Annotated in this window: 11 protein-coding genes; 9 read left to right on the top strand and 2 right to left on the bottom strand. The window is 31.9% G+C overall.

What is annotated here, in order from left to right:
- Positions 1-17: 17 nt before the first annotated feature.
- Positions 18-821, bottom strand: coding sequence for a hypothetical protein (locus tag OREMA_RS0100625; protein WP_018247344.1), 804 nt, complete (start codon positions 819-821; stop codon positions 18-20).
- A 159-nt stretch (positions 822-980) separates the two neighbouring features.
- Between OREMA_RS0100625 and OREMA_RS0100620 the strand changes: the two genes are divergently transcribed.
- The 3 genes from OREMA_RS0100620 to adhE (OREMA_RS0100610) all read left to right on the top strand — a co-directional run bounded on the left by OREMA_RS0100620 (position 981) and on the right by adhE (OREMA_RS0100610) (position 8,151).
- The gene (locus tag OREMA_RS0100620; RefSeq protein WP_018247343.1) at positions 981-1,928 is read left to right on the top strand and encodes a L,D-transpeptidase family protein; all 948 of its coding nucleotides are present in this window, start codon (positions 981-983) and stop codon (positions 1,926-1,928) included.
- A 456-nt stretch (positions 1,929-2,384) separates the two neighbouring features.
- Positions 2,385-4,970, top strand: a complete 2,586-nt coding sequence (adhE, locus tag OREMA_RS0100615; protein ID WP_026188862.1) for a bifunctional acetaldehyde-CoA/alcohol dehydrogenase — start codon at positions 2,385-2,387, stop codon at positions 4,968-4,970.
- 541 nt (positions 4,971-5,511) lie between these two features.
- Entirely contained in the window at positions 5,512-8,151 is a 2,640-nt protein-coding gene (gene adhE, locus OREMA_RS0100610) for a bifunctional acetaldehyde-CoA/alcohol dehydrogenase (protein WP_051076763.1), read from the top strand.
- Positions 8,152-8,236: 85 nt separating this feature from the next.
- On the opposite strand, the gene OREMA_RS0100605 is transcribed toward adhE (OREMA_RS0100610), so the two are convergent.
- Positions 8,237-8,824, bottom strand: a complete 588-nt coding sequence (locus OREMA_RS0100605) for a hypothetical protein (RefSeq protein ID WP_018247340.1) — start codon at positions 8,822-8,824, stop codon at positions 8,237-8,239.
- Between the two features lie 1,071 nt (positions 8,825-9,895).
- Between OREMA_RS0100605 and OREMA_RS0100600 the strand changes: the two genes are divergently transcribed.
- From OREMA_RS0100600 to OREMA_RS0100575, 6 genes are all read left to right on the top strand, one after another.
- Positions 9,896-10,465, top strand: a complete 570-nt coding sequence (locus tag OREMA_RS0100600; RefSeq protein WP_018247339.1) for a sulfurtransferase TusA family protein — start codon at positions 9,896-9,898, stop codon at positions 10,463-10,465.
- A 38-nt stretch (positions 10,466-10,503) separates the two neighbouring features.
- Entirely contained in the window at positions 10,504-10,899 is a 396-nt protein-coding gene (locus OREMA_RS0100595; protein ID WP_018247338.1) for a DsrE/DsrF/DrsH-like family protein, read from the top strand.
- Between the two features lie 28 nt (positions 10,900-10,927).
- Positions 10,928-12,070 (top strand): MBL fold metallo-hydrolase, encoded by a 1,143-nt coding sequence (locus tag OREMA_RS0100590; RefSeq protein ID WP_018247337.1) that lies wholly within the window; start codon positions 10,928-10,930, stop codon positions 12,068-12,070.
- A gap of 15 nt (positions 12,071-12,085) precedes the next feature.
- A complete protein-coding gene (locus OREMA_RS0100585; protein WP_018247336.1) occupies positions 12,086-12,316 on the top strand; it encodes a sulfurtransferase TusA family protein in 231 nt (76 codons plus the stop codon).
- A gap of 85 nt (positions 12,317-12,401) precedes the next feature.
- The gene (locus OREMA_RS0100580; protein WP_018247335.1) at positions 12,402-14,072 is read left to right on the top strand and encodes a SulP family inorganic anion transporter; all 1,671 of its coding nucleotides are present in this window, start codon (positions 12,402-12,404) and stop codon (positions 14,070-14,072) included.
- Between the two features lie 134 nt (positions 14,073-14,206).
- Positions 14,207-14,590, top strand: coding sequence for a DUF302 domain-containing protein (locus OREMA_RS0100575; protein ID WP_018247334.1), 384 nt, complete (start codon positions 14,207-14,209; stop codon positions 14,588-14,590).
- Positions 14,591-14,755: the final 165 nt, after the last annotated feature.

Genomic DNA, 14,755 nt, shown 5'->3' with positions numbered 1-14,755 from the left:
AATGAAGCTTTATAACATTAGGATATTTCTTTAAATTTACTCGTAGACTCATCCCAAATATAAGTTTCTTTTACAGGATTAGATTTTATTAGTTGCTCCTCTTTGGCTGTAGAATCTAAATTATTGCTTTTCCAATACTTATTAATACCACTAACTTCTATCTTTCCTTGAGATATTAAAGAAATATCTACTTTTTCTAGATGAATTAACCATTTTATATCTTTGCCTTTGCAAGGTTTTGCTTCTTTAAGGTAATTCTTTCTTTCCCAAACTTTATTAAACTTCTTCTTATGAAAGTTATAAATTGAGGTTATCTTTATTTCGAAAAAACCACCCATGCGTTCATCTAGATACTCTTCTATTACAAGGGATTGATATTTGCTATTAGGAAGATTGATTAGACTTAGACTTGTGATTGGCACTAAATCATCTAGTGTTTCTGTTATTTGGTAAAGCTTATCATCTTGTTTACTGAAGACTGCTAATATTCCATTATCCTTCCCCATAGAGATAGCAACTATTAATTCTTCCCCTTGATTTGGATAGATATCACCAAATATTATTTTGTGTTCAAGAGGAGGAGTTTTTAACCACTCTTCTAAATTTAATTTTTTTAAAGTAGTATTAATGACTTTTTCTTCAGCTTTTTTGATATCTCCTTTAGTTTCCCCCTTTAATATTTTGATAACCTTATCCTCTGATAATCTTCCATCTGTACAATTTTCACTACTTACTTTAATTGCTCTACTTTGAGCTGATACAGGTGTGATTGATGATAGACTAAAGACTGAGGTTAAGAAGATAGAAGTTAGTAAAACCAAATAACAGATTTTCTTAATAGTTATCCCTCCCTATGATTATATTCTTTGGAGATATCAAAAAAAAATTCTTTTAATTTGTTTTTTAATAGTTAGTAATTATTATTGACAATAAATAATAAAAATATATTAAACTATTATAAAATTAAGGGAGATTAAAAAATGAAAGTTAGGCTAATAACTTTGTATCTTCTTTTAAATTTAATTATCTTCTCTCCAGTTCTAATATCTGCGCCAGATAATTATTTTTATAATCGTCACCAAGAGCGTGAGCTTTCTTTGCAATCACCATTATTATATGGGAGTGATGTTTGGGAATTACAAAGGGAATTAAGGCAACTTGGCTTTTATCGGGGAAAGATAAATTCATATTATGATTGGAAGACTTACTTAGCTGTTAGAAACTTTCAATATGCCAGTAAATTATCTGATACTGGTGTAGTTACAGCAGAAGTTTGGTTAAGTCTAGGTCAGGCTATACATAGTCAAACTTCTATAAGTGCAGGCTCTAATCTGAGAGGCAAAGAGAGTAATCCCCAAGGGATTGTATCAATTCTAGTTAATACTTATGAGAAGAGATTAATTGTTTATTCAGATGATAAGAAGTATGCTGAATTTCCAGTAGCTGTTGGGAAATACTCGACTAAATCACCTGTAGGAGAATTTAAGATAATTGAAAAGGTAGATATGTGGGATAAAAGTGCTTTTGGTGATAAATGGATGAGGTTAAGTGTTCCTTGGGGGAATTATGGAATTCATGGTACAAATAAGCCTGGTTCTATAGGTTATGCTTCTAGTAATGGATGTATTAGAATGTTTAATAAAGATGTTGCTGTGTTATATTCATGGGTCAAAGTTGGTACTATAGTAAAGATTGTTGGATATAGAGAACCTATTACAATAGATCGAATTCTTAAACCAGGTCATAAAGGAAAAGATGTATTATTATTTCAAGAGAAGCTGAGAGAATTTGGTTTTGATCCAAACTGCACTGATGGCAGATTTGGTGAGGATACTAAAATAATTATGAGAGAGTTAAAATATATATATGGTTTTAATGATGACTTAATTGCAGATGAAAATATTTTTTATTTGTTAAATATTAAGTGAGTCTATTATATTTCTGTAAGTTTAAAGTTGAACTTAATGGGTATAAAGAGACATTTTTAGGTGATAGGAGTTAGGTTATAGGGGATAGTAAGGTCTTCCTACCTCCCATTTCCTAACGCCTAACTCCGAAACTGTCGCTTTATCTATCTATAACCACATATTAAGCCTTTACTCTAGATTTAAATATCTTTATTTAAAGTTTAAGATCAATAATATTATAAAGTCTAAAAGATAATTCAAATAAAATCTAAGCTTATTTTATAGGCTTGGATTTTTATTTTTTAACATAGTTTTTATTAGAGTTAGTTTAGTAATTTCAAAATTATTTATTTTAGTATGAATTTATATTTACTAATTTGCAAAATATAGAAGTGATAGGTGATTTATTATGACTTTATAACAATTGTTTATATGTATTATTATAGCAAAGGGAGGGTCGATTTAGATATGGAAATTATGAGAGTTACTAATAAAGAAGAGTTAGAAGAGTTAATAGAGAGGGTTAAATCTGCCCAAAGAGAGTATGCTACATATTCTCAAAAGAAAGTAGATGAAATTTTTAGAAGAGCAGCTATTGCAGCTAATGATAATCGAATATCTTTAGCTAAGTTAGCCGTTGAAGATACTGGAATGGGAATTGTAGAAGATAAGGTAATCAAAAATCATTTTTCAGCAGAATTTATCTATAATAAATATAAAGATGATAAGACCTGTGGGATTGTTGAGCATGATACTTCTTTTGGCTTAAAAAAGATAGCTGAGCCTGTGGGAGTATTAGCTGGTATTGTACCTGTAACCAATCCAACTTCAACTACAATTTTTAAATCATTGATTGCTTTGAAGACTAGAAATGCAATTATCTTCTCTCCTCATCCTAGAGCAAAAAGGTGTACTACTGAAGCTGCTAGAATTGTCTTAGAAGCAGCTGTGAAAGCAGGAGCTCCAGAAGGAATTATTGGATGGATAGATGAACCATCTATTGAGATGTCCCAGACCCTAATGCGCCACAAGTATATTAGCATGATCTTAGCTACTGGTGGACCAGGAATGGTAAAAGCAGCTTATTCTTCTGGTAAGCCAGCAATTGGGGTAGGATCAGGGAATACTCCTGTGGTTGTTGATGAGACTTGTCATCTTAAGATGGCAGTTAGTTCTATTCTAATGAGTAAGACTTTTGATAATGGTGTAATCTGTGCTTCAGAACAGTCAGTTGTAGTTGTTGATGAGGTATATGAAGATGTTAAGAAGGAATTTTCTGAAAGAGGAGCCTATATACTTTCACCAGAAGAGAAGAAACAGGTAGGCGAGGTAGTAATAGTGGATGGACATGTTAACCCCCAAATTGTTGGAAAACCAGCTTATCAGATAGCTGAGTTGGCAGGTTTAGAAGTGCCTGAAAGTACTAAGGTACTTATAGCCGAGGTTGAAAAGATAGGAGAAGCGGAACCCTTCTCTTATGAAAAGTTATCTCCAACCTTAGCAATGTATAGAGCTAATAAATTTGCTGATGCTGTAGATATAGCTGTAGAGTTAGTTCGTTTTGGCGGAATTGGGCATACTTCAGTACTTTATACTGAATTAATTAACCAAGGAAGAATAGATTATTTTGGTTCCAAGATGAAAACGGGAAGATGTTTAATCAATATGCCTGCTTCTCAAGGAGCGATCGGGGATATTTATAACTTTAAACTAGATCCTTCTCTAACCTTAGGTTGTGGTTCTTGGGGAGGAAATTCAGTTAGTGAGAATGTGGGGGTTAGACATTTGCTTAATATTAAGACTATCGCTGAAAGAAAAGAAAACATGCTATGGTTTAGGGTACCAGAAAAGATCTACTTTAAATATGGTTCTTTACCTACAGCAATGAGTGAGTTAGAGCATAAGAAAAGAGCCTTCATTGTTACTGATAAACCACTCTATGACCTTGGATATGCCGATAAGATTATTGATGAACTAGATGAGATGGGTATTGATCATAAGGTCTTCTCTGATGTTGAACCAGATCCTTCGATTACTACAGTGGAGAAAGCTGTAAAGCAGATGAGAAACTTTGGACCTGATATTATTATTGCACTTGGTGGAGGATCACCAATGGATGCAGCCAAGATTATGTGGTTAAAGTATGAACATCCAGAAGCAGAGTTTAAAGAATTATCAATGACCTTTATGGATATTAGAAAGAGAATTTATCAATTCCCTAAGCTAGGAAAGAAGGCGTGTTTTGTAGCTATTCCTACAACTTCAGGAACAGGTTCAGAGGTAACTCCTTTTGCAGTAGTAACCGATGATAAGACAGGAATTAAGTATCCAATTGCTGACTATGAGTTAACACCAGATATGGCAATTGTAGATCCAGACTTAGTATTATCTATGCCACCAAAATTAGCTGCTTACTCTGGATTTGATGCTTTAGTTCATGCAATTGAAGCCTATGTTTCAGTATTGTCTAATGAATATACTAAAGGATTGGCATTAGAGGCAATTCGTTTAGTATTCAAGTATTTACCACGTTCTTACAAGAATGGTTCAGAAGATAGGAAAGCAAAAGAGAAGATGCATTATGCAGCAACGACTGCAGGTATGGCCTTTGCTAATGCTTTCTTGGGAATTTGTCACTCTATGGCCCATAAATTAGGTTCTACCTTTGATCTGCCTCATGGATTAGCTAATGGACTATTAATTACACCTATTATTAAATATAATGCTACTGATGTGCCAATAAAACAGGCCTCTTTCCCACAATATAAATATCCACTATCTAAGCGAAGATATGCTAAGATTGCGGAGCATTTACAACTTGGTGGTAATAGTGATGACCAAAAGGTTGACTTATTAATCAAAGAAATTAATAAGCTCAGAAGAGAAATTGATATGCCAATGACCATTGAAGAAGCAGGAGTCAGTGAAAGCAATTTCTATAAAAAATTAGACAAGATGGCAGAATTAGCTTTTGATGATCAATGTACAGGAGCTAATCCTCGTTATCCTTTAATTGATGAAATTAAAGGTTTATATACTAAAGCCTTTAAAGGTGAAATTTAATCACTTTTAGATATCTAAAAGGTCAGCATTAATGCTGACCTTTTTATAATTTTAAAGTTACTGATTTTAAATTAGATATTTAATTAGAGAATAAAAGTCTTCAAACTCATTGATTAATATTTAACAAAGGTGAAACTTTAAGCTGAGTAATTTGATTAAAAATCTTAAAATTATTTTTTTAGCAATGGAGTTCAAATACAATATATAGGGCTGTAGTTTGTTGTAAATCCACAATATAAAGCTTTTTTAGGAATCTATTATAACTTTGATAATTATATAACGCAAATAAATGTAGCTAATGTTAGTTATGTTCACTATTATAAAGATAAACCATATTTATCGACAATTATCGTCTTTTATCTGCTTATAATAGGGTTGAAAGAAACAATTTGATTTGATATAGTTTTATCAAGCGAAGAGGAAATATTGTACTATAAGAACAATAGTTAATAATTTCACAAGGTGTATTAATATTTTAACGGTTATTAATTATTGACACAGTGTAGTGTTAAAACAAAAGGGGGACTGGAAAATGGGAATTATGAAAGTAACTAATGCTGAAGAATTTGAAGCATTGATTCAAAAGGTAAAGGAAGCTCAAGCAGAGTATGCTACATATTCACAAGAACAAGTAGATGAAATTTTTAGAAGAGCAGCTATAGCAGCTAATGATAAGAGAATTAAATTAGCTAAGATGGCTGTTGCAGATACTGGAATGGGAATAGTTGAAGATAAAGTAATTAAGAATCACTTTTCATCAGAGTTTATCTACAATAAATATAGAGATGAGAAGACTTGTGGAATACTTGAAGAAGATGCTGCTTATGGAACAAAGAAGTTAGCAGAACCGATTGGTATTTTAGCAGGGATTGTGCCAACAACAAACCCTACTTCTACTGCAATATTTAAGTCTTTAATTTCTTTAAAAACTAGAAATGCAATTATCTTTTCACCACATCCAAGAGCTAAAAGATGTACGATTGAAGCAGCTAAAACTGTTTTAGAAGCAGCGGTTGAAGCAGGAGCTCCAGATCATATTATTGGATGGATTGATGAGCCATCAATTGAATTATCTCAATTATTAATGAAGCATGATGATATTAGTATGATCTTAGCTACTGGTGGGCCAGGAATGGTAAAAGCAGCTTATTCTTCTGGAAAACCTGCAGTTGGAGTAGGTGCAGGAAATACTCCAGCAATTATTGATGAAACAGCACATATTAAGATGGCAGTTAGTTCAATCTTAATGAGTAAGACCTTTGATAATGGTGTTATCTGTGCTTCTGAGCAATCAGTAAGTGTTGTAGAGGATGTTTATGCTGAGGTAAGACAAGAGTTTATCGATCGTGGAGCTCATATTTTAACTGCTGAAGAAAGAGCAAAAGTTGAAAAGGTGATCATTGTTGATGGACACGTTAATGCTCAAATCGTTGGTCAACCTGCTTATAAGATCGCTGAATTAGCAGGGGTAACTGTTCCAAAAGAGACTAAAGTATTAATTGCAGAAGTAGATGAGGTTGGTGAAGGAGAGCCATTCTCTTATGAAAAACTATCACCAACATTAGCTATGTATAAAGTAAAGGACTTCAAAGCAGCTGTTGATAATGCTGTAGAATTAGTTAAATTCGGTGGATACGGACATACTTCAGTTCTTTATACAGATCAAATCAATAGTGATAGAAAAGATTACTTTGGTTCTAAGATGAAGACAGGAAGAATTTTAGTGAATATGCCAACTTCTCAGGGTGCTATTGGTGATATCTATAACTTCAAATTGAGTCCTTCTCTAACTCTTGGTTGCGGATCTTGGGGAGGTAACTCAGTAAGTGAAAACGTGGGGGTTAAACATCTTATGAATGTAAAAACAATTGCAGAAAGAAAAGAGAATATGTTATGGTTTAGAGTACCAGAAAAGATTTACTTTAAATATGGCGCATTACCAATTGCATTACAGGAATTAGAAGGTAAAAAGAAAGCATTTATCGTAACTGATAAAGCATTAGATGATTTAGGTTATACAGAAAGAATTACTAGTGAATTAGATAAAATTGGTGTAGACTATAGAGTATTTGCAGATGTAGAACCAGATCCAACTTTAGCTACAGTTGAGAAAGCAGTTAAGTTAATGGATTCTTTTGAGCCAGATGTAATTATTGCTCTTGGTGGAGGTTCTCCAATGGATGCTGCTAAGATTATGTGGTTAATGTATGAACACCCAGAAGCAGAGTTTAAAGAGTTATCTATGACCTTTATGGATATTAGAAAAAGAATTTATAAATTCCCAGAGTTAGGACAGAAAGCTTACTTTGTAGCTGTTCCAACAACTTCAGGAACTGGATCAGAGGTAACACCATTTGCTGTTGTTACAGACCAAAATACTGGTATTAAATATCCAATTGCTGATTATGAGTTAACTCCAGATATGGCAATTGTTGATCCTGACTTAGTATTATCTATGCCAGCTAAATTAACAGCTTACTCTGGTATTGATGCATTAGTACATGCAATCGAAGCTTATGTATCTGTATTCTCTAATGAGTATACTAAAGGATTAGCTTTAGAAGCTATTAGGTTAGTATTCAAATATCTACCTAGTTCTTATAAGAATGGAGCAGAGGATAGAAAAGCTAAAGAGAAGATGCATTATGCTGCTACTACAGCAGGTATGGCCTTTGCCAATGCATTCTTAGGAATTTGTCATTCTATGGCACATAAATTAGGGTCTACTTTCCATATTCCACATGGTTTAGCAAATGCATTATTAATTAATGAAGTAATTGAATACAATGCTAGTGATGTACCAGTTAAACAGACTGCATTCCCACAATATAAGTACCCATTAGCTAAGACAAATTATGCTAAGATTGCTGACCACTTAGGATTAGGTGGAAATAGTGAAGATGAAAAAGTACAATTATTAATTGAAGCTATTAATGAACTTAAAGCTGAGATTGATATTCCAGCTACTATTGAGGAAGCAGGAGTTAGCGAAAGTAACTTCTATTCTGAATTAGATGAGATGTCAGAGTTAGCCTTTGATGATCAGTGTACAGGTGCTAACCCAAGATACCCATTAATTAGTGAGATTAAAGGACTTTATATCAATGCTTTCAATGGTGAAAAAGTTGAAACTGTTGAAGTTAATGAAGATAAAGAAAATACTGAAAATGATGATGAGTAAGTTAATATAAAAAAACGACCAGCTGAGCTGGTCGTTTTTTATATCTAATTTAAATATTTTAGGTCTTAATATTTAAGTTTTAAAATTAATTACTTTTATTATTTATATTCTTAATTTCTTCTATAAATATTTTACTGGTCATTTTTTTGATTTGATTTCTGGTTTTTTTAGAGATTGCATCAGATATATTAACTTCTGTAATTTCTATATTGTGTTCATTAAACCAAGCTGTTAATCTAGCTAATGATTGATTAGAAGTTGTTTTAATTAAACTTTTTTGATTGTAAGGTAGATTATTAGATATCTCTTCATATCCAGCATTAATTCCTTTTTTAGCTAGAGTATAGAATTTATTTAATATGAGTGATTTATCATCAATATGATGATTTTCTTTATAAATTTCATACATAAGCTTCAAGAAGGTTAAGAGTTCATTTGATATTTTTTCTATAGAGTTTAGGTTATTATTTGGATTGTTTTTGGGATTAGAATATGTTGATTGTTGATTTTTCTTATTGTGATGATGATTTATAGATATATCAATAAAATCTTTTTGATTTTTTTTGTGTTTTGACTTTTTCTTTTCATTTTGATTATGTTTGGATTTTTTAGAATTTATCTTTTTAATTCTACTTACAGGCCTAACTGGAACAACTTTATTACTTTCAAACATATTAACCCCTCCTTTTACAAATACTATATTCAAACTATATCTACTAATATTATCGTTAATATCGCAAAAAAATTTAGTCTAGCATAATATAAAAAAATAGAGTTAAAGCAAATTAACTTTGCCATTATCTATTAAACTATCTTATTTATGTCATTCTCATGATCCTTTAATTAGTTACGGTGCTAATAATTTGATGCTAATTTATTTTTTATAGATCCAAAGTTTGAAATGGAATTTAATAGGTATAAAGCGACATTTTGGTCGCTAGCTACTAGCTTTTAGCCTCTAGCTATTAGTATTATTTTTATAAGCTCTAAGCCAACGGCTAGTAGCCAATAGCCAGCAGCTAAAACTGTCGCAATCTCTATCTATAGAGTTAGTTATATAAAATTAATAAAAATCTTAGCAATGGGAAAAATAAGAAATGTACTTGACAAAAAAGCGGAAACATAATATAATGTTGATATCAACAATCATTACTAACTAAGCCAAAGATTAAATTCCTCCCCTTAGTTAAATAATGATATTATCTAATAACAAGCCTCCCTTGTTATTAAATAGTAATTTACTTAAAGGACGATATTGTGTATACACAATATCGTCCTTTTTTTATGAAGAAAATCAATAGGATTAATAGTTAAGAAATATCAATAAAATAAGTAATTACGAGTTATTAAAGATAAAATCTATAAGCATTAAAGAATAAATTTGAAACTTAAATATCTTGTGAAGTAATTAGTAAGAATAATATGCATTTATGATAAAAATTATTTTTAAAGAAAAAAAGATTGGTGGAGTTTATAGGAATCATAATTATTTTTAGATATAGAGGATGAAAAAACTTTTGACTATTTTAATATAAATACAGATGTTAAATTTAGGATTTTTATTAGTTTGTTTTAATAATTATCAGTACTGGGCAGATATAATTATTATTGAATTTTGGCAAATAACAAAAATTGATTTGTCTTGATATTAAGATTTTTATAGGTATATAGTTAAATATTTTTATTCATAAAAGGTTAAGATAAAAACAGCAGGGGTAAGATTTATTAAAGAGGAGGTTCAAAGATGAGTATTCAAGTAGATGAAGTTGTAGATGCGAAAGGTCTAGCTTGTCCAATGCCAATTGTAAAAACTAAGAAGGCCATGGATCAGATAAAGCCTGGAGAAGTATTAGAAGTAGAGGCTACTGATAAAGGTTCTCTAGCTGATATTCAAGCTTGGGCTAAGAGTACTGGACATAATTATATAGGCAGTCAAGAAGAAGGTGAAGTATTAAAACATTATATTAGAAAAGCTAATGCTGAAGAGATCAAGGATGAGGTTAAATATCCTTATTCAATCAGTCAAGAAGAACTAAAGGATAAGTTGAATACAGAGGGTGTTGTAATCTTAGATACTAGAGAACCAGCCGAATATGCTTTTGGACATATTCCAGGGGCTGTTTCAATTCCTTTAGGTGAAATAGAAGATAAATTAGATGAACTTAATAAAGATGATGAGATTTATGTAATCTGTAGAACTGAAAATAGAAGTAATATGGCAGCAAATATTCTATCTGAAAATGGATTTAAAAATGTAAAGACCGTTACAAAGGGGATGGCATGCTGGGAAGGTGCAACAGAAAAAAATAGCTAGTATCTAAGAAACAGAAAATAAAATGGAGGTTATTAAATATGAGTAAAAGAGTAGCGATTATTGCAAGTAATGGGGAAATCTTTGATGCTTATAAGGTCTTTAATATAGCTGTAGCAGCAGCTTCATCAGATTCTGAAGTGGGGATTTTCTTTACTTTTGAAGGGCTAAATTTAATTCATAAAGAAGCACATGCTAATTTACCATTACCAGCAGGAAAGGAGCATTATGCGGAAGGTTTTAAAGCAGCTAATGTTCCAAGTATTCCTCAATTGGTAGAGATGGCACAGGAGTTAGGTGTTAAGATAATTGCTTGCCAGATGACAATGGATGTAATGAGTTTAGAAAAAGAAGACTTCATTGAAGGGATTGATGTAGGAGGAGCTGCAAGTTTCTTAGAGTTTGCCTATGATGCAGATATTACATTAACATTTTAATAATTAACTGGAAAAAGAGGAGGTAAGTATGGGAATAACAGCTGTACAGCCAAAAATACTAAGCGCAAAAGAAGCTTTTAATAGAATATTAGAGGAAAAAGACTTGTTTATCTTAGATGTTCGAAATGAAGGAGAATATTCTGACTGGAGAATAGAAGGAAAAACTGTAGAGAGTATCAATATTCCTTATTTTAATTTATTAGATGGTGTTGAAGAAGTATTAGAGAGGTTGCCAAAAGACAAAGAAATATTAGTAGTATGTGCTAAAGAAGGGTCATCTCAATTTGTTGCAGAACAGTTAGCTGAACATGGAGTGCAAGTCTACTATTTAAAAGGTGGGATGAAGTCTTGGAGTGAATATTTACATCCAGTAAAGATAGGAGATTTAAGTACTGGCGGGAGTGTATATCAATTTGTTAGGGTAGGTAAGGGTTGTTTATCTTATCTAATAGAACAAGATGGAGAGGGCGTTATTATAGATGCTGTTAGAACTATAGATGACTTCTTAGATTTTGCAGAAAAGAAGGGTATTACAATTAAGCATATCTTAGATACCCATTTACATGCAGATCATATCTCTGGAGCTCGTAAGTTAAGAGAAAAAACAGGAGCAAGCTATTGGTTATCACCAAAGGATGCAGGTGAAGTAACCTTTGATTATGAGCCATTAACTGAAGAAAGTAAGATTAGTATAGGCAATGATTTAGAAGTTAGAGTTGTTTATTCTCCAGGACATACTATAGGGAGTACTTCTTTTATGATAGATAATAAATACTTATTTACTGGAGATATTCTTTTTGTAAAGTCAATTGGTCGTCCGGACTTAGCAGGATTAGCAGAAGATTGGGTTGGAGATTTACGTAATACCTTATATAAATTGTATAAAGAGTTGCCAGAAGAATTGTTTATTCTTCCTGCTCATTTTGGAAAAGTAAATGAAATGGATAGTCAAGGAAGAGTTATGGCAAGTTTAGATAAGATGTATCAAGTTAATGAAGGGTTAACTATTGAAGATGAAGAGGTATTTAGAAAGACAGTAACTGAGAATTTACCTCCTCAACCCAACTCTTATCAGGAGATACGTCAAACTAATATGGGTAAAATTAACCCTGATGAAGATCAGGCAAGAGAGATGGAGATTGGTCCAAATCGTTGTGCTGTCCATAATTAAAGGAGGAGAAGCAAGATGAAAGCTGATAAAGTATTAGATGTAAAAGGGCAATCTTGTCCAATGCCTATAGTAAAGACTAAGAAGAAATTAGAAGAGCTAGAAGTGGGAGAAATATTAGAAGTTGATGCAACAGATAAAGGTGCAGTCAATGATTTTGCCGCTTGGGCAAAGTCTGCAGGTCATGAATTGTTAGATCATACTGAGGAGGGTGTGGTATTTAAATTTTATATTAAAAAGGTTCATTAAAGTTAAGGGGTATCTTAAAGATACCTCTTAGTACAATAATTTAAAAGATTTTGCAGTAAAGAGTTGAAAGGAGCATTGTTTTCTGATGAGTAATCTAATTCCGGCAGTGAAGTGGCTAAAAAAATATGATTTAAAAGATCTAAAGGGGGATTTGTCAGCAGGTATAATTGTGGCAATTATGTTAGTACCACAAGGAATGGCATATGCTATGTTAGCTGGATTACCTCCAGTGATTGGTCTTTATTCTGTAACATTACCTTTAATGGTTTATGCATTATTTGGGTCATCACGCCAATTGGCTGTAGGACCAGTAGCGTTAGTTTCTATGATGATTGGAACTACAGTAGTTAATTTTGCAGAAACTGGTTCAGCAGAATATATCAATATAGTTTTATTGTTATCATTGCTGATAGGGATAATTAACTTACTTATGGGATTATTTGGTCTGGGGTTTTTAGTCAATTTCTTATCTCATGCTGTAATTAGTGGGTTTACTTCAGCAGCAGCGCTTATTATTGGTTTCAGCCAATTAAAGCATATTTTAGGTGTTAACTTGGCTGGAGGCCATTCAGTATTTCATCTTATTATAGCGGCTATTTCCAAAATTGGTGAGACAAATATTCCGACTCTAATTATTGGATTAGCCAGTATTATAATTTTATTTTCACTAAAGAAGATTAAATCACCTATACCTGCCCCTTTAGTAGTTGTAATAGGTGGAATTCTTGTTGTTAGATTATTAAATTTAGAAGCAGTAGGTGTCAAAATTGTTGGCGATATTCCTGGTGGCTTTCCTAGTTTTTCAATACCTGAATTTAACCTTAGAAATATCAATGCTTTATTACCGGTAGCCTTAACTATTGCTTTTATTGGTTTTATGGAATCTATTGCAGTAGCTAAATCACTGGCTGCTAAAGATAAGTACAAGATTGACTCAAGCCAAGAATTAAGAGCTTTAGGGTTGGCTAATATAGTAGGTTCTTTCTTCTCAGCTTATCCTGTAACAGGAGGGTTTGGCCGTTCTGCTGTAAACTATCAGTCTGGAGCTAAGACACCTTTGGCATCAATTATTACAGCGATATTGATGATTGTAATTCTATTGTATTTTACTCCTTTGTTTTATTTTTTACCTAGAGCTGTTTTGGGGTCTATTGTTATGGTAGCTGTTTTTGGGTTGATTGATATAAAAGAAGCTAAGCATTTATTTGAGGTTAAAAAGAGTGATGGCTGGATATTAGTGGTTACTTTTATCTCTACCTTATTATTAGGAGTTGAAAGTGGAATCTTATTTGGATTTATATACTCTTTATCTGTCTTTATAAAACGAAGTGCCTATCCACATATAGCAGAGCTAGGATATTTAGAAGAGGAGGGTGTGTTTAGAAATGTTGAGCGATATTTAGAAGCTAAAACTTATAGTCAAGTTGCTATTATTAGAATAGATGCATCATTATATTTTGCTAATATGAACTTCCTAGAAGATAAGCTCTGTGAAATAGTGGGAGATAGAGCTAATTTGAAATCTATAATTTTAGATTTTTCGGGAATAAATGACATAGATGCTGTATCTATTGGAGCACTAGAAGAATTAATGACTGAGTGTAAAGAGAATAGGATTGAGTTTTATTTTGCTGGAATTAAAGGACCTGTTAGAGATGTACTAAAAGGTGCGGGGTGGTATGAAAGCTATAGAGATAAAATTAAATATTTAAGCATAGAAGATATATTAGCAGATATGAAGTTATTAAATGATTAATTTAAAAGAAGTGATAATATGTTAGAGTTTTTATTTAGTAACGAGAGATTAAATAACATCTCTGCATAGATCTAACCTATATCAAAGATAAAATTAATTGCAAAGTAAATATACAATTATAAGGGGGAAAAGCGATGTTTCATTATAATATAAAGATAGACAAGTCTACACAGCAGGCAATAGAGTTATTAAAGGATAATCTTAAGGAGGAGCAATTTGGAGTGTTGTGGGAATTTGATGTTCAAAAGAAGCTCCAAGCGAAAGGATTAGAGTTTAATCAAGAGTATTATGTACTTGAAGTCTGTAATCCTCAAGAAGCTCAAAGGATCTTAAACAAAAATCAATTGGTTGGTTATTTCTTACCATGTAAGATTGTTGTATATAATGATCAAGGTAAAACTAAAATAGGTCTACCTAAACCAACTGCTTTGATTGAGTTAGTAGATAACCCAGAATTAACAGCTATTGCTGAAAATATAGAAGAAAGATTGATTAACTGCATAAATAAGAGCCGTTAGCTATATTTTAGAAAAAACTTAAAATCCCATCTTTTAATTTTTTCTTATTTGTTACAGTTGATAATAGTTTTATAGTGGACTACTTGAAAATTTTATCATATTTATTTAAAATAAAGATAATAATATGCATATATGAAAGATAGTTAATTATAGGATGATTTAGTT

It is taken from the genome of Orenia marismortui DSM 5156, from assembly GCF_000379025.1.
GTDB lineage: Bacteria > Bacillota > Halanaerobiia > Halobacteroidales > Halobacteroidaceae > Orenia > Orenia marismortui.
This window is presented reverse-complemented; position numbering and strand designations above follow the sequence as displayed.

Coding starts and splice junctions, on each gene's coding strand:
- OREMA_RS0100620 (WP_018247343.1), top strand. CDS start 981: ATGAAAGTTAGGCTAATAACTTTGTATCTTCTTTTAAATTTAATTATC.
- adhE (WP_026188862.1), top strand. CDS start 2,385: ATGAGAGTTACTAATAAAGAAGAGTTAGAAGAGTTAATAGAGAGGGTT.
- adhE (WP_051076763.1), top strand. CDS start 5,512: ATGAAAGTAACTAATGCTGAAGAATTTGAAGCATTGATTCAAAAGGTA.
- OREMA_RS0100605 (WP_018247340.1), bottom strand. CDS start 8,824: ATGTTTGAAAGTAATAAAGTTGTTCCAGTTAGGCCTGTAAGTAGAATT.
- OREMA_RS0100600 (WP_018247339.1), top strand. CDS start 9,896: ATGAGTATTCAAGTAGATGAAGTTGTAGATGCGAAAGGTCTAGCTTGT.
- OREMA_RS0100595 (WP_018247338.1), top strand. CDS start 10,504: ATGAGTAAAAGAGTAGCGATTATTGCAAGTAATGGGGAAATCTTTGAT.
- OREMA_RS0100590 (WP_018247337.1), top strand. CDS start 10,928: ATGGGAATAACAGCTGTACAGCCAAAAATACTAAGCGCAAAAGAAGCT.
- OREMA_RS0100585 (WP_018247336.1), top strand. CDS start 12,086: ATGAAAGCTGATAAAGTATTAGATGTAAAAGGGCAATCTTGTCCAATG.
- OREMA_RS0100580 (WP_018247335.1), top strand. CDS start 12,402: ATGAGTAATCTAATTCCGGCAGTGAAGTGGCTAAAAAAATATGATTTA.
- OREMA_RS0100575 (WP_018247334.1), top strand. CDS start 14,207: ATGTTTCATTATAATATAAAGATAGACAAGTCTACACAGCAGGCAATA.